This window comes from Rhodospirillales bacterium, from assembly GCA_023898785.1.
In the GTDB taxonomy this organism is placed as follows: Bacteria; Pseudomonadota; Alphaproteobacteria; order Micavibrionales; family Micavibrionaceae; genus TMED27.
On sequence record CP060239.1, the window covers coordinates 1,500,988 to 1,516,197 of the forward strand.

Here is a 15,210-nt window from a genome sequence, read left to right on the forward strand (position 1 = left end):
GGGCTGGCCCATTATGGCTGTAAAAATCCGCGCCATAGAAAACCGTGATTTTCCTGACTGGCTGCCGCTGTGGAATGGCAACAATCTCGGCATGCGTGATGAAGCGGTGACATCAGAGACCTGGAGCCGCCTGATCGATCCGAATTCCAAAGTCTGCGGACTGGTCGCGGAAAAAGACGGCGCGCTTGTTGGCCTTGTTCATTACATCCTCCATCCCACCACCGGTAGCTTGCATGACGTATGTTATATGCAGGATGTTTTCGTCTCCCCTGACGCACGCCGGGAAGGCATCGCCAAAAAATTGATTACCTACATCAGCCAGATCGGCAAGCGCGAAAAATGGGCGCGCATCTATTGGCTGGCCGAAAGCAATAATGCCGCCGCGCAAAGCCTTTACCGGGCGCTCGGCCAAAAGCTTGATTTCACCTTACATGTCATGAAACTGGATTAGGCGAGCCGCACAACGGGAGTGGTTGACGGTGTTGCTTTCGGTTCTCCCGGCGCTGCGTCCGGCACGGGATTGCCGTGGGCTTCCTTAAATTCTTCTTTCGTTGCACCTTTTTCTATTTTTGCCGCCTCTTGTGCATAATGCGTTGCCCTGTCTTCATCATAGCCTTGTTGTGCCTCTGATACAGGTTTAACACCCTGCATATGTTTTTGCAGATCTTCGAGGCTTATATTTTGCGGCAAATTATTCTTTGCAATATATTGCGCGGCTGCAGCCATGGTTTTTTGTCCCCACTTGCCGTCATCATTCACGCCTAGAACACGCTGCATTTCTTTGACCTGATTGGAATCTAAATCCCGTAAATAATCACGCGGACCGTCAATTTTACTGATACGTGCCAAAATCCCGGTCTGGTTTCCCTCCGTTGGCGGCACGGGTTGAGTTTGAGGCTTGGTTTGTCCACCAGCTGGCGGCAAAGGTTCTGCCTTTATAACCGGCGGCGGTTTGGCCGGAAATGTTTTTGCACCGAAATCCTGCGTTGTTTCCTGTTGACGTTCTTGAGAAGCTGTTGGTTTTTCAGAAGGACCGGTTTTTGCTTTTGGATTGGCTTGGCGCTCAAGCCCTTGATTAACCAATCTTAAAGCCTCTTCCAACGGTTTCTTATAAGCCGGAATCTGATGAATTTTGTGCTCAAGCAAAGTTTCGAGCATTTTACGGTCTTCTACGGAAAAATTCTCTCCGTTAAGAACTTTTTGTTCGGCATCCTTGGCAATCTTCTGAGCCCAATACAGAGGTAAAGAGCCATCTTCACGCGTGATCTTTTCCAAATTCTGAATTAGCGGTTCTGCTGTTTTCTGCGGCGGATGGGCAGGCGGTTCTTTATAAATGAATTTGTCCAAAACCTCGGGTTGGAGATATGGATTGGCCGCAGCGATCATTTCCTGATCTGCAGAATTAAATGCGCCATGTCCGGAAACAAATACTTTGAATTGTTCAGCCGTTTCGTAAGTCAGCGGTTTTCCGTTGAGAAATTTTGCAACTTCAGAACGCGCCAGTACGTCCTCACCGAACCTAAAATCTTTGGTTCCTCGTGCCCCGTTATTCACAAAGCCCATTCCGGCTGGTTGTCTCGTTCCCATTCCCGTTATCTTTTCATACTCAAATGCGCCAATCCCTTTGTCAGTTTTTGGTCTTTAAACCGGTCTCATAGGACCACCACCAGTTCCTGCCGGAGGTAGATTTTGTTGACCCTGTGGCGGTTCCACGGGCTCGCCTGTTGCGGCCCAGGTTGATAGTTCGTCAACCGGCGCAGGTTCTCGTTTCTCCCCGGCGACTTCAGGCTTTTCATCGTCTGAACCAAAGAGGCTTCCTGCTGCATTTTTAAAGGCTACCCAGAGCGACGGCGCGTTTGGGTCGTAGCGATTTTGTTTATCCGGATCCATACCGCCGGTCATGATGCGTATATGTTCATCAATGGCGGAAAGCTTTGGCTCTTGAACAGATTTCTGCTCTTTTGGCTTCGGCGCTTCCGGTTCTTGTTTGTCGGCGAGGCTTGCTGCTACGGTAAAGCGTTCTGTTGTGGTTGTTGAGGGAGCCTGAACAACTTTAACATCAGCTTTTTGAGCTTGGACCGCCGCGATTTTCTGATCCAGACGTGCTGTAAACTCGGGCGTGATTTTCCCATCTACTTCCATTCCCAAGGCTTTTTGTGCTATTTCTACCGCTTTCTTCGTTTTTGGACCGGCTATCCCATCATCACCTTCAGGGTTTTTGCTGGTCGCCAGGTCAAACCCTGTAATAACGCCTAGCTCCTTTAAGCTGTTCAGGCCACGCTGCACCTTTGCCACTTCGCTTGAGCTGGGTTGCTTTGGTGCTACAGGCGCCACGACTGGCGGCGTTACTAATGCAGGTCCTTCCGGTGCCCTCACGGCATTATTTTCTTCCGCTTGTGCATCCGATTGCTTCATAGCAGCAGCTATCGCCGCCGCATCATAAGCTGGCTCTTCCGGCGGCGCGAAGGCGACTTTATAGGCATTATCTACAGCTAAGTTATTGGCAGCAGATATCTCTTTATATTCTTTGATTTCATCTTCTGTCAGTCTCTTCAGTGATTCATTGTAAGGGGTAAATGGTAATATTGGCGTTTGGGTCAGAATTTGAATACTGTTATCCGCCGCTTTCAAAGCTAGGGCGCTCAGAGCAATCATTTTGGAATCGCCTGAAGCTATACTGGTTTCTAATGCTTTTGCCAAGGGCGTGAGAATTTCTTCTTGAAGATCATCAAGATCAACACCGTTGTTCATTAGATTTTCCATGTCTTCGTCGATCCATGCAGAAAGATGGCTTTGCATGCTCGCGATGATGGCGTCTGCATTTTCCTTCAATTCCGCAAGTATGAGCGCGTCTGCGCTAGAATCCGGGCCACTTGCACCGGAATTCTTGGGTTCAAAGACAAAACCGGCATTTTTTTTGTCGAGCTCTATTGAAAAGTTGTTGCCTGTATATATCGCCATGGTTACACCCTCGTTTTTTAATGCCTTGTTGTTTTTATGCGGCCTTATTCTTCTTTGATGATCGGCCGCTTTTTCCGCTCGTTGTCATAAACTTTAAATTGAAACCCTTAATATTTGATTAATTTTGAGTGATAACACCCTCAAATGCTTGTATTCCTCGGCATATCGGTTAAAAATGCATTCCTTAAAGATAAGAAAGCCTTAATTATGAAATTTACGCTGAGCTGGCTGAAACGCCATTTAGACACCGATGCAACACTGGGAGAGATCTCCACGGCCCTGACTGCGATTGGTCTGGAGGTTGAGGAAATTATCGATCAGGCGAAGGATTTTGAAGCCTTCACAGTCGCTTATGTTGAAAAGGCCGAAAAGCATCCTGATGCGGATAAGCTCAAGGTCTGCAGCGTAAAAACGGCCAATCATGGCACCCTTCAGGTTGTCTGCGGCGCGCCTAATGCTCGGGCCGGAATGAAGGCGATTTTCGCGCCGGACGGCAGTTATATTCCCGGTCTTGATCTCACCTTGAAAAAGACCAAAATCCGCGGCGTAGAAAGCAACGGCATGCTGGTTTCAGAAAAGGAAATGTGCCTCTCTGATGAACATAAAGGCATCATCGAACTGGAAGGTAACTACGAAATCGGCACACCAATGGCCGAAGTGTTTGGCCTTGATGATCCGGTGATTGATATTGCGCTCACCCCTAACCGCGCCGATTGCGCAGGAGTTCGCGGCATTGCGCGGGATCTGGCTGCTGCCGGTATAGGCACGTTAAAACCGCTCGAGACCGCGCCAGTTAAAGGCAGCTTTAAATCTGAAATCGCTGTAAAAATTGATGATCGTGAAGGCTGCCCGCAATTTCTGGGCCGCCAGATCAAAGGCGTCAAAAACGGCCCGTCTCCCGACTGGCTGCAAAAGCAGCTGAAAGCCGTAGGCCTGCGCCCGATTTCCGCGCTGGTCGATATTACCAACTTTATCTGTATGGATCTTGGACGGCCTTTGCATGCCTATGACGGCGATAAACTTAAGGGTAATATCGTGGTCGGCACGTCTAAAGGCGGCGAGGAATTGGATGCGCTTAATGATAAATCCTATGAGCTTGCTTCCGGCGCGGTTACGATTAATGACGAGTCCGGTGTCATCGGACTGGGCGGGATTGTCGGTGGCACATCTACAGGATGCGATGAAGGCACGACAAATGTGTTCCTTGAAGTTGCGTATTTCAAGCCTGAGCGCATTGCCCGAACGGGGCGGGCTCTGGGCATTGAAAGCGATGCACGTTATCGTTTCGAACGCGGCATTGATCCGGCCTTTTTGCCAGAGGCGATGGAAATTTTCACAGCGATGGTGCTGGAAATTTGCGGCGGACAGGCCAGCGAAGTCGTTGCAGCGGGTGAACAGCCTGACTGGCAACGTACGATTGAATATGATCCGGCTTATTGCGAGCAGCTCATCGGGCTGAATGTTCCCCAAGAACAACAAGCAGAAATCCTCGAAGCGCTGGGTTTTGAGGTTTCCGGCAAAGCATCTGCGCTCAAAATCACGCCGCCAAGCTGGCGCGGGGATGTTTTCGGTCGCGCCGATATTGCGGAAGAAATTGCGCGCATTATTGGCTTTGATGCGATCCCATCTGAATCTGTCCAGGGCCTAGTTGTGCCTGCGGCGGCTGAAACTGTTTTGGGCGCAGCAATGCGCAAAAGCCGCGCTGCATTGAGCGCCCGAGGGCTAAACGAATGCGTCACATGGTCGTTTTTAGGCCGCGAGCAAGCCGAGGCTTTTGGTGCGAATGACAATGCTACCTCCGCGCTCACCTTACAAAACCCTATATCTTCGGAAATGAATGTGATGCGCCCGTCAATCCTGCCGAATTTGATTGAAGCGGCGCAGCGTAACGAAGCGCGCGGATACCCGGATGCAGCTCTGTGTGAAATCGGACCAGTATTCGCAGGCGTAAAACCTGAAGACCAAAACATTGTGGCCTGCGGCATTCGCACCGGCGCAAACGCTGTGCGCCATTGGTCTGATGCTACGTCCGCACGCCGCGTCGATTTATATGATGCCAAGGCCGACGCGATTGCAGCGCTTGAAGCCTGCGGCGCCCCCGGAGAAAATGCTCAAATCACTGCCGATGCGCCTGCATATTTCCATCCCGGTCGCTCCGGCGTTTTACGGCTGGGCAAAAACGTGATGGCCACATTTGGCGAAATCCATCCCGGCATTCTTGAGGATATGGGTATAAAGTTCCCGGTTGTCGGCTTTGAAGTCATGCTGAATAACATCCCGCAAGCCAAACAAAAAGGGACCGAAAAACCGATGCTGAATCTGGAGCCACTCCAGCCATTGACGCGTGACTTTGCGTTCCTGGTCGATGACGGGGTAAAAGCCGCGGATTTGATCCGCGCCGCGATGGCAGCGGATAAAACCTTAATCAGCGATGCCTCGATCTTCGACATTTACACCGGCAAGGGCGTTGAGGACGACAAGAAATCGGTTGCACTGTCGATCACCATTCAGCCCAAAGGCGAAACCCTGACCGACAAAGACCTTGAGGCCATGATGCAAAAAGTCATCTACCTCGTAGCACAAAAATGCGGCGGCGTTTTACGAGGTTAATTAAACTCGGATGGAAGGCTATGGCATTTTATAGTCATTTGAATATTTAATTATACGCTTCAATAATTTCGTCGATGGATTTTTCATGATTGTACTGCCTGATGTTTTGAGGGCTCCGAAGTCTTGCTCGATAGGGTTGAGATCGGGAGAGTATGGTGGCAGGAAGAGCAGGACAGCTCCTTTTCCTTCAATCAACGTTTTGGTTTTGTTTGATTTGTGGAAGGTTGCGTTGTCCATGACGACAACGCAGTTATCGTTGAGCAGCGCGCAGAGCTGCCTTTCCAGCCAGTCGTTGAAGACAGCCGCGTTGCAGGTCCCTTGCCAGAGCTGTGTGGCCTCCAGAAAGCTATCGGGCATTCTTGCCGCCAAAAACGATGTGCGGGGACGCATATGATCGAGCATTATTTGTTTCAAAAGCCGGGGACGGATTTGCGGATGAAGGATTAATAGCGCTGATTTGTCAGGAGCGGGTCGTTTTCGATTTCAGCGCGGCAATCAAGATTGCGCCGGGCGGCTTCGGCTTTGAGTTCGGCCTTACCGGTGGTTTGAGCGCGGTAACACAGCATATCGCTGCTCATCTTCGCCGGATCGCCGGACATTGACGGCGCGCGGAGCGATTGGCAAGCGCAAAGGCCCGGCGCAATCGCCAAAAGAAGGAAAAATGACGCGCTATAAACTCTTGTTTTCATAGCATTTTTGCCTGATCCTCCTTTTTGTTCGCCATTTTTTGCCGGTGGGGGCGGGAGTGTTTATTTTAAACCACAAAGACCACCTGGCGCCTTGCTTAGGCCGTAAACCCGTAGCCATCTCCGCCGATTTTTTAGATTTCGTCAAGAAAAAATTTAATCAGCGACCTTCTTAACGACGGAGGATTTGAGGCCCATCGGCCCGAAGCCGGGAACGCGCGCGTCGATGTCGTGGTCACCGATCCATTCTTCCCTGGGCAGGACACGGATGTTTTTCACCTTGGTGCCGACTTTTATGGTGTTGTTGCCGACCTTAAGGTCCTTGGCGATGGTGACGGTGTCACCGCTTTGCAGTTCGTTGCCGACGGAATCGCGGATGATTTCGGTTTCTTCGCCCGCGGCGGACCATTCATGCGCGCATTCGGGGCAGACGAGCAGCGCACCGTCCTCATAGGTATAAGGGGAGGAGCATTTTGGGCATGGGGGGAGAGAGGTGGTCATGGGGTTATATTGTCATCCCGAGCGCAGCGAAGCAATCCAAAATCTAGATTGCCGCGTCGGGCTAAAGCCCTCCTCGCAATGACGAGAGGGTTATTCGCACCAGTGTTTGGAGGTGGGGCAGTCGAGGTGGTGTTTGGTTTGGCCTGCGGGGCAGGTGTCATTAAGGTTTGAATAAAAAACCATAACTCGATAACCTGTCCTCATGTCAAAAGTAGAATTCACGATATTGTTCAATATTGAACTGAAAAGGCCATCAAAGGGGAAAAGATTTATATTTACCCACTTTGATCAGGACATAAACATTGCCGCCTATGTTGAAGATGGTGACCTGTATTATGGCATAATTGAAGGCAATCCTTTAAAGCCGGGTATTACAGATAATGTGCTTAAAGACTCTGTCAAAATACCCGTTGCCGAATATTATGACACACCAATTGTTCTAACCTTTGATTATTCCTTGGTTGATGATCAATGTCTTATCAGTGCCGCCATCGATTTAAACAAACATGAAGCTAGGGTCACTTCTGAAATAGAAGCGGGTTTTGTACACAAGTTCTTTAGCCTTGGTGGAAGTCCCAATAACGATTGTTTCGAGGAATTTAAGTTGTTCGAAACAGTAGCCTACAATAAAAAACTAACTTCCCAAGAGAATAAGCAGCTCACCCAATATTTTTACCAAAAAGAAAAAAACAATTATCTGGAATTTCGCGGCAATGAGTTTATGTACCGCGATTTTAAGACAGGACATCTTGTTCAAGATAATCCGAAACACCAACCGAAATATATTAAATGAAACGGTTTGATGCTCATAATTTAGATGATAGTCAAAACAGATTTGAAAATCTCAAATCAATTGTAGAGAGGTGGTCCCAAGAATTCGGACAGTGAGTTAAGCTACGATCTATGACCGAAGGAGGGTCATGGATTATGAGCAAGACAAGGAAGAACTACCCGGCGAAGTTTAAAGCGCAGGTTGCGCTGGCGGCGTTGCGGGAGGACGCGCCGATCACGGAGCTGTCATCCCGTTACGGGGTGCATGCGACGGTCATTCACCGTTGGAAGAAGGAGGCTCTGGCTGCGCTGGAGGCGGGTTTTGCGGGCAAGCTGGAATCGCGAGCGGACGCGCATAACGCCGAGGTCAGGGACTTGCACGCCAAGATCGGACAGCTGACAGTGGAACGTGATTTTTTAGCCGATGCCTCCGCCCGGTTGCGGTCCGGGGGCGGCAGGAAATGGTAGACCCGTCCAATGACAATATCGGCATCGCGGCGCAGTGCCGGTTGCTGGGGATCAGCCGCTCTGGCTGGTATTACGAGCGGCGCGGGGAGAGCGCGGACAATTTGGCGCTGATGCGGCTGATTGACGCGCAATTCCTGCAAACCCCGTTTTACGGGTCCCGTCAGATGGCCCGGCATCTGCGCCGTCAGGGGTACGAGGTAGGCCGCACCCGCGTGCGGCGTCTGATGCGCCTGATGGGAATCGAGGCGGTCTATCAAAGGCCGCGCACTTCGATGCCGCATCCCGGCCACCGGATTTATCCCTACCGGCTCAAGGGGCTCACGATCACCCGCCCGAACCATGTATGGTGCGCGGATATCACGTACATCCCTGTCAAACGCGGGTTTTTGTATCTGGTAGCGATCATGGACTGGGCCAGCCGGAAGGTGCTGGCCTGGCGGCTGTCGAACACGATGGAAACGCGCTTTTGCGTGGAGGCGCTGGAGGAAGCCATCGCCCGCTACGGGCCGCCGGAGATCTTCAATACCGATCAGGGCAGCCAGTTCACGGCGGACGCGTGGACGGGCGTCCTGAAAGAAAACGGGATCGCGATCTCGATGGACGGCAAGGGCCGCTGGATGGACAATGTGTTCATCGAGCGGCTGTGGCGGAGTCTGAAATATGAATGCGTGTATCTGAACGCGTTCGAGAGCGGCCTGCAAGCCAGGCGGGATATCGGGCGCTGGCTGGCGTTTTACAACGCGCAGAGGCCGCATTCGGTATTTGATGGACAAACCCCGGACGACGTTTATGATGAACGAAATTTTGTTTCTCCGGCCTCGGGCTTGCCGCCTCCGCCTAACGGCTCCGGCGGCCGCGCCCTTCACCCGGAGAAACAAAACCACAGGCAGGCGGCATGACAATAACCAACCGATCGTAGCTTAACTTCGCCGCAAAGCTGGCCGAAGAACCGAGACCACCTCTTACCCTTCAAAAAATAGCAATTTTGTATGAAATTAAAAATGCTTCACACCCTATTCTAAAAGCTGACAAAGACAAAACGGATATGTATGTCGAGTCAGATAAACTGATCTCAGGTTTTGGACAGCTAAGAATATATGCGCATAATTTGAGCGGAAATAATGAGTGGCTGCGTAAAGGGATAAACGCCACTACATTAAAAATTGTAAAAGCAGGAATAATCATTGGCAGACAATTGCCAACTGAGCCAAAGCAACACGAAGCACTCGGTCTTATTGAAGACGAGCGCAACCTAAAGGTCTATTCTTGGGATCAAATTTTAAGTGACATTCAAGCTTATTGTAAATATTAAGCCGCTTCGTCCTTTTTATCCCGTTCCGCAACGAAATCGCGCACGTCTTGGGTTATCTTCATGCTGCAGAATTTCGGGCCGCACATGGAGCAGAAGGAGGCGACTTTGTGCCCCTCGGCGGGGAGGGTTTCATCGTGCATGCTTCTGGCCGTCTCGGGGTCGAGGCTTAAATTAAACTGGTCGTTCCAGCGGAATTCGAAACGCGCGAGACTCAAAGCATCATCCCGTCTTTGCGCACCCGGATGCCCCTTGGCGAGATCGGCCGCGTGGGCGGCGATTTTGTAGGTTATGACGCCGGTTTTTACATCGTCTCTATTCGGGAGACCCAGATGCTCCTTTGGCGTTACGTAGCACAGCATCGCGGTGCCGTACCAGCCGATTTGCGCTGCTCCTATCGCAGAAGTGATATGGTCGTAGCCCGGCGCGATGTCGGTGGTGAGCGGCCCGAGGGTATAAAACGGGGCCTCGTGACATTCGGCCAGTTCTTTTTCCATGTTCTCCTTAATCAGGTGCATGGGGACGTGGCCCGGCCCTTCGATCATGACCTGCACGTCGTGGTCCCAGGCTATGCGCGTCAGTTCGCCAAGGGTTTTCAGCTCGGCAAATTGCGCGCGGTCATTCGCGTCCTTGATCGCGCCGGGGCGCAGGCCATCGCCGAGGGAGAAGCTCACGTCGTAGGCCTTCATGATTTCGCAAATCTCATCGAATTTTGTATACAGGAAGCTTTCGCGGTGGTGGGCCATGCACCATTTGGCCATGATCGAGCCACCACGGGAAACGATTCCAGTAATACGATCCGCAGTGTATTGAATAAAAGGCAAGCGGACGCCCGCGTGAATCGTGAAGTAATCCACGCCCTGCTGCGCCTGTTCTTCCAGCGTGTCGGCAAAGATATCAAAGGTGAGGTCTTCGGCGATGCCGCCGACTTTTTCCAACGCTTGGTAGATTGGCACAGTGCCGAGCGGTACGGGCGAATTGCGCAAAATCCATTCGCGGGTATCGTGGATGTCTTTCCCTGTTGAAAGGTCCATGATGGTGTCAGCGCCCCAGCGCGTGGCCCAAACCATTTTATCGACTTCCTCGCCGATGGAGCTGGTCACAGCCGAATTCCCGATATTGGCGTTGATCTTCACAAGGAAGTTGCGGCCAATGATCATCGGTTCGGATTCAGGGTGGTTGATATTGGCGGGGATGATAGCGCGGCCTTCGGCGACTTCCTTACGGACGAATTCGGGGGTGATGAAGTCCGGGAGGTTTGCACCGAAGCCTTCGCCGCCTTTGTTGTTGTGGACTTGTTCACGCGCCTGATTTTCGCGGATGGCAATATATTCCATTTCGGGGGTGATGATGCCTTTGCGGGCGTAGTGCATTTGGGTGACATTCTGGCCCGGCTTTGCTCGCAGGGGTTTTTCAGGGGACGCGGGGAAGCGCTCGTGCTTCACTTTGCGGCGATCGAGGGCGGTCTGATCCTTGTAGCCGTTATCGATGGGCTGGACGTTCCGGCCTTCAACCTCTTCAACATCGCCTCTGCCTCTAATCCACCCCTCACGTATTTTACATAATCCGACCATAATATCAATATTCCCTGCCTTGGCTTCGTCCGTGTAAGGGCCGGAGGTGTCGTAAACGGTGATCTTGTCATCGTTGGTGAGCAAAATTTCGCGCATGGCAACTTTATGCTCGCCAATATAGACCTTTTTGGAGGCGGGCAGGCTTCCGCGAGTGACATGGGTGGTGGATGGGCATATGCCATCTTTGTTTGGGCCATCTTTGGGGGACATTTTTAGAGTTCTTTCCTTCTATATTATTTTACATAATGTGAACTGTTTAAAGGATACGGATACTCCGCTGCTTATTTATCATTCCTTATTTCACATAGCTTTCAGCATGCATATCGACGACCTCGGCAGTAATCGAAATACGGTCATCGTGATGAGTAACTTCACGCGCGACTTCAACCAGACCGGCAGCCATTTGTTTTTTGAGATCATCGGCCCGGCCCGGCAAAAGGCGCAGCGTGATGTGAATCATCTTGTCGGGCTCATGGCCGTCACCAACAACGGTATAGCGCACAGGAATCGCGCGGGTTTTGATACCGTGGATGTCGATACTCTCGCGAGAGGCCAGGTCTTTGTGCAGTTTAGCCAGAAGCTTGGGGATGTCTTCGGATGAAGAAAGCGTGTCTGTATATTCAACAATGATGTGCGGCATGTGTTTTCCTTTCCCTACGCCGGTATTAGCCGAACAGGTTCTACGGGTCTTTCTCAGCCCGTCTTTGCCAAGGCTTCGACGAGGCACCCCGAAGGTTGTTAATGCCCTAGAAGTTGGCAGATTTATGAAATTTGTCAATGTTGTTTAAGGCACAATATTTGCCGTTATGTATAACTTATGCTATAAGCCATTCTATGCAATTAATGGCTGAAAGTGGAGATACACGCTATCAATGCTATTTCATGGAAACGGATGATCTTAATGATCCTGCCGGCCTTGAGATGATGCTTGATGCCAGACGTCTTGATTTTCCTTATGCAATTTCTGAAGGAACGCGAAAAGCGGGAATTGATATTTTAAGGGCGACTTTGAATGATCCGGATCAAGCCAGCTTTATTTTATGGGATAGCCAAAACAAAGAAGTTGTTGGGCGCAGTATAATTACATATTTATCTGTAAGCGCAGATAACACTCCTGAGATCACCGGTCTTTTTGTAAAACCAGCCCTTCAGGGGCAACATCTCGTTGATGTTCTTTACGAAGGGCAGATCTTTGCATTAAGCGAGGCAGGATATGGCGCAGCTAAAGTTATTATTTCCAGAGAAAATATGCGTTCTGTGAATGCCGCGACTCGCAATGGTTTTTATCCTATTCCATCAGATGCTTCTGGCGGTTTGTATTTAAAAAAGACTATCAAACAATCACCCGGCGTAGCTAATGCTTTGAATATTCAATCTGCGTAATCGTTATAATTTCCTGGTTGTTTTTAACGCGGCGAAGAACTATTTTCTCTTTCTATGAACCCTCAAATAAAAAAGCGCTTGGTGCGTACGGCATTGTTTAGCCTGATTGCTCTTGTTATTGGAGCCGGGGTTGGGTGGGTGCAGATTCAGATGCAAGCGGCGCGTGTGACCACGAAAGACGGTAAGCAACTAGATACTATTATGCCGGTGGCAGGGCTGAATATCGGCGGGCCGTTTACCTTAAGCGACCATACAGGCGCTGCGGTTAGCGAGAAAACTTATGCGGGAAAATATAAACTGATTTATTTCGGCTTTACATACTGCCCGGCGATTTGCCCGACGGAACTACAAAAAATGAGCCGCATCATCAGCGCGTTGGAGAAAAACCATCCGGAGGCGCTGGAGAATGTGCAACCACTCTTTATTTCTGTTGATCCGGAGCGCGATACGGTTCCGGTCATGCGAGAATATGTCGGGCTATTTCATCCACGATTGGTGGGATTGACCGGAACCACGCCGCAGGTAGATCTTGTCAAAAAACGCTACCGCGTTTTTGCAAGCAAGGTTGAAGACGAAACCAATCAGGATTACACGGTCGATCATTCGTCCTTTACCTATCTGATGGGACCGAACGATGAGCTTATCGGCATGTACCGGATGAAAGATACGGCTGATCAGATTTATCAAGATCTCGCCAAGCGTTTGGGGCTTTAATCTCTTTTCGGGTTTAATTCCTCGCCGTTTATGGCGTAATCGTCATCGCGAGCGTAGCGAAGCGATCCAGTGCTACAAGAGAAAATTCTGGATTGCTTCACCGCCTTTGGCGGCTCGCAATGACGGGATACCTTGCCCCTTGGGGCGGGGTTGTTCATTCCTCCAAAATGCTATTAAGCTTCATGGCCAGCCCCATAGAGCCTTTGATTTTCAGCTTGCCCATCATGAAGGCGATGTTGGGGTCTTGCGTTCCATCCAGAATGCTTTGAAATGTATCCATAGAGCAAACAAGCGTTGTGTCGGCCTCTTCGTTTGTATTATTGATGATTGGCGGGCTTTGTGTCGTATCAACAAATATACAGCCCTTTTCACCGAAGTCGAATTTCACCTTGGCGCTCAGGCCTACGGCCATCGCCATTTTCTGCTGGATTTTAGATGTCAGGTTTTCTAGCGACATTGGGGATTTTTCCTTATCGTTTTTATAAAATCCATTGTGCGGGATTTGGGAACACTTTTAAAGAGCAGTATTTAAAATCATTGTTTGAATTTCTGCAGAGTGCTAGGCTTGACTGGACTTTATATTCACATCTTAAATTTTGACTCGGAAATATTAGTTATGAAACGCACTGCTGGTTATTCTTCCCATTTAATGTTTACGAGCGCCTTGATATTAGGCGCTTTAAGCGCGCCATCGTTGGCAGCGCAAAACCCGTCAGGACCGGAACTTTATTTTTATCCTGCCAAAGGATGGTCCGTTGCGAAGTCAGAAGCGCAGATGTGCAGCATTGCCAGCCAGTTTAATAATGGCTTTACGATCCGTTTTGAGGGCGACCAAAAATGGGTTCAAGGAATGCAGATCAATTTTGCACAAGATATTTTTGAGCCCGATAAAGACTATGATATTTCTTTAAGCATACCGGGTGTACAGGACACAGATTTCCGTGCAACAAGCCGGGGTAGGGATTCGCTGCGTATAGGATTGCGGCGCGATAAGGAGTTTTACAAAGCCTTGCGCAAGTCTGCTGTTTTAGACATGAATCTTGAGGGCAATGATTTCCGGTTTTATTTAACCGGCTTTTCAAAATCAGCCGGGGATTTTGAAAACTGCATGGCTGGCGGGGAAATGGCGGAAGCCGGCGAGTCCCGGTTCATGGTCAATGAAACGATTGCAATGGAAGAACAGATGCACGGCCCGGCGGCAGCTGTCGTTGAAATATCACCTGAAAACCCACAACCGGTTGTTCAGGAAATTCCGCAGAAGACAATACATAAGCTGGGTAAACAAACGATTTCAACATCTAGAGCAGGCACCGATGAGATTCTTTCAACGGATGTGGAGGGCATTGTAAAGCCAACTGGCGAAACAAAGGGCCGTCAGCGTCTTTCTGAACAACTTGCAAAGCAGATTGCAGAAGACCCATCCTTAATTGATGTGAACATGGATGAGCAAAATCAACAGCCATCACCGGTGCGTGAGGCACTCAGTATGCCGCCGAACATGCCTGAAATGCTCCCTGCGCATGATGAAGCACTCACACCTGCACCGATAGAGACATCGGCACAGGAAGAAAAGTTGGTCGTGGTTGAAACTGAGGCTACGCCGCCTGCAGAAACGCTTTTGAAGCCTGTAGAGGAAAAAGAGATTGATGTTGCTGAAGCTTCTGCACTTGAAACGCCGCCAGCAGAGCCTGAGCACATTCAATCCTCTACACCACCGGTAAAAGTGCATAAAGAAAGCTATAGCAGTGAGGCTGATTTCACCGAAATAGAGCCAGCAGCAGCGGCGTCTAACATAGCCGCACAGGATTTGCGTAAGCAGGTTTTAAGCCTTGAGAATATAGTTCAAAATCTGAAGGACGAGAATACGGCATTGACCAACGAGTTGCAGACCGCGTTGCGTGAATCTGAAGAGGAACGCTTGTCGATTTCATCGGAGAACTGGAATTTGGAGAGCGCGACTATGAAGTTCAACGAAGCTGAACGCCAGATCAAGCGCATGGGCCAGCAATTGCAAAAAGAGCGCGCCAAATGCAAAGCGGAAAAGCAGGAACTGGAAGCGATGTTGTTTGATCCGCAAGTGACCAGCGATGCACAACTGGCACGGCTCGCGGAGCTGGAAAGCCAGTTGATGAAGGCGCGTAAAGAGCTGGATGATCAACGCGCACACTATGAAGAGCGCATCCGCTCTCTGGAACGCAGAGCCAGCGCAGAATAACATCTCCGAACTGGAATG

General features: G+C 50.1%; 14 protein-coding genes, 2 pseudogenes and 1 riboswitch. Of the genes and pseudogenes, 8 read left to right on the plus strand and 8 right to left on the minus strand.

The window, feature by feature from the left end; translation table 11 throughout:
* Positions 1-13 precede the first annotated feature (13 nt).
* Positions 14-451 carry a GNAT family N-acetyltransferase gene (locus H6859_07580; protein USO05014.1) on the plus strand — a complete coding sequence of 146 codons (438 nt, stop codon included), beginning with the start codon at positions 14-16 and terminating at the stop codon, positions 449-451.
* On the opposite strand, the gene H6859_07585 is transcribed toward H6859_07580, so the two are convergent.
* Positions 448-1,587, minus strand: a complete 1,140-nt coding sequence (locus H6859_07585; GenBank protein ID USO05015.1) for a hypothetical protein — start codon at positions 1,585-1,587, stop codon at positions 448-450. The genes H6859_07580 and H6859_07585 overlap by 4 nt on opposite strands.
* A gap of 54 nt (positions 1,588-1,641) precedes the next feature.
* A complete protein-coding gene (locus H6859_07590; protein ID USO05016.1) occupies positions 1,642-2,961 on the minus strand; it encodes a peptidoglycan-binding protein in 1,320 nt (439 codons plus the stop codon).
* A 207-nt stretch (positions 2,962-3,168) separates the two neighbouring features.
* Here H6859_07590 and H6859_07595 point away from each other — a divergent pair, with 207 nt between their 5' ends.
* Positions 3,169-5,571 (plus strand): phenylalanine--tRNA ligase subunit beta, encoded by a 2,403-nt coding sequence (locus tag H6859_07595; GenBank protein ID USO05017.1) that lies wholly within the window; start codon positions 3,169-3,171, stop codon positions 5,569-5,571.
* An 18-nt stretch (positions 5,572-5,589) separates the two neighbouring features.
* On the opposite strand, the pseudogene H6859_07600 reads toward H6859_07595, so the two are convergent.
* The 3 genes and pseudogenes from H6859_07600 to H6859_07610 all read right to left on the minus strand — a co-directional run bounded on the left by H6859_07600 (position 5,590) and on the right by H6859_07610 (position 6,758).
* A pseudogene (locus tag H6859_07600) lies at positions 5,590-5,814 on the minus strand (transposase).
* 200 nt (positions 5,815-6,014) lie between these two features.
* On the minus strand, positions 6,015-6,260 hold the full coding sequence (locus tag H6859_07605) for a hypothetical protein (GenBank protein USO05018.1): 246 nt from the start codon (positions 6,258-6,260) through the stop codon (positions 6,015-6,017).
* A gap of 153 nt (positions 6,261-6,413) precedes the next feature.
* Positions 6,414-6,758 carry an alkylphosphonate utilization protein gene (locus H6859_07610; GenBank protein ID USO05019.1) on the minus strand — a complete coding sequence of 115 codons (345 nt, stop codon included), beginning with the start codon at positions 6,756-6,758 and terminating at the stop codon, positions 6,414-6,416.
* Between the two features lie 202 nt (positions 6,759-6,960).
* Between H6859_07610 and H6859_07615 the strand changes: the two genes are divergently transcribed.
* The 3 genes and pseudogenes from H6859_07615 to H6859_07625 all read left to right on the plus strand — a co-directional run bounded on the left by H6859_07615 (position 6,961) and on the right by H6859_07625 (position 9,309).
* A complete protein-coding gene (locus H6859_07615) occupies positions 6,961-7,551 on the plus strand; it encodes a hypothetical protein (GenBank protein ID USO05020.1) in 591 nt (196 codons plus the stop codon).
* Between the two features lie 134 nt (positions 7,552-7,685).
* Positions 7,686-8,791: pseudogene (locus H6859_07620) on the plus strand (IS3 family transposase).
* Between the two features lie 191 nt (positions 8,792-8,982).
* Positions 8,983-9,309, plus strand: coding sequence for a DUF4263 domain-containing protein (locus H6859_07625; GenBank protein USO05021.1), 327 nt, complete (start codon positions 8,983-8,985; stop codon positions 9,307-9,309).
* Here the strand turns inward: H6859_07625 and thiC are convergent.
* Complete coding sequence (gene thiC / locus H6859_07630) at positions 9,306-11,090, minus strand: phosphomethylpyrimidine synthase ThiC (protein ID USO05022.1); 1,785 nt, start codon at positions 11,088-11,090, stop codon at positions 9,306-9,308. The genes H6859_07625 and thiC overlap by 4 nt on opposite strands.
* Positions 11,091-11,175: 85 nt before the next feature.
* Positions 11,176-11,520 carry a 5-carboxymethyl-2-hydroxymuconate Delta-isomerase gene (locus H6859_07635; GenBank protein USO05023.1) on the minus strand — a complete coding sequence of 115 codons (345 nt, stop codon included), beginning with the start codon at positions 11,518-11,520 and terminating at the stop codon, positions 11,176-11,178.
* A riboswitch (TPP riboswitch) is annotated at positions 11,515-11,621 on the minus strand. It overlaps the preceding gene by 6 nt.
* Positions 11,622-11,762: 141 nt before the next feature.
* Between H6859_07635 and H6859_07640 the strand changes: the two genes are divergently transcribed.
* Together H6859_07640 and H6859_07645 are read left to right on the plus strand one after the other, a co-directional pair.
* Positions 11,763-12,263: a GNAT family N-acetyltransferase gene (locus tag H6859_07640; protein USO05024.1), complete on the plus strand. Its 501-nt coding sequence runs from the start codon at positions 11,763-11,765 to the stop codon at positions 12,261-12,263.
* A gap of 66 nt (positions 12,264-12,329) precedes the next feature.
* Positions 12,330-12,977: an SCO family protein gene (locus tag H6859_07645; GenBank protein USO06732.1), complete on the plus strand. Its 648-nt coding sequence runs from the start codon at positions 12,330-12,332 to the stop codon at positions 12,975-12,977.
* 154 nt (positions 12,978-13,131) lie between these two features.
* Here the strand turns inward: H6859_07645 and H6859_07650 are convergent, their stop codons facing one another.
* Positions 13,132-13,434: an SCP2 sterol-binding domain-containing protein gene (locus tag H6859_07650; protein ID USO05025.1), complete on the minus strand. Its 303-nt coding sequence runs from the start codon at positions 13,432-13,434 to the stop codon at positions 13,132-13,134.
* 159 nt (positions 13,435-13,593) lie between these two features.
* Between H6859_07650 and H6859_07655 the strand changes: the two genes are divergently transcribed.
* A complete protein-coding gene (locus H6859_07655; GenBank protein ID USO05026.1) occupies positions 13,594-15,192 on the plus strand; it encodes a hypothetical protein in 1,599 nt (532 codons plus the stop codon).
* Positions 15,193-15,210 lie beyond the last annotated feature (18 nt).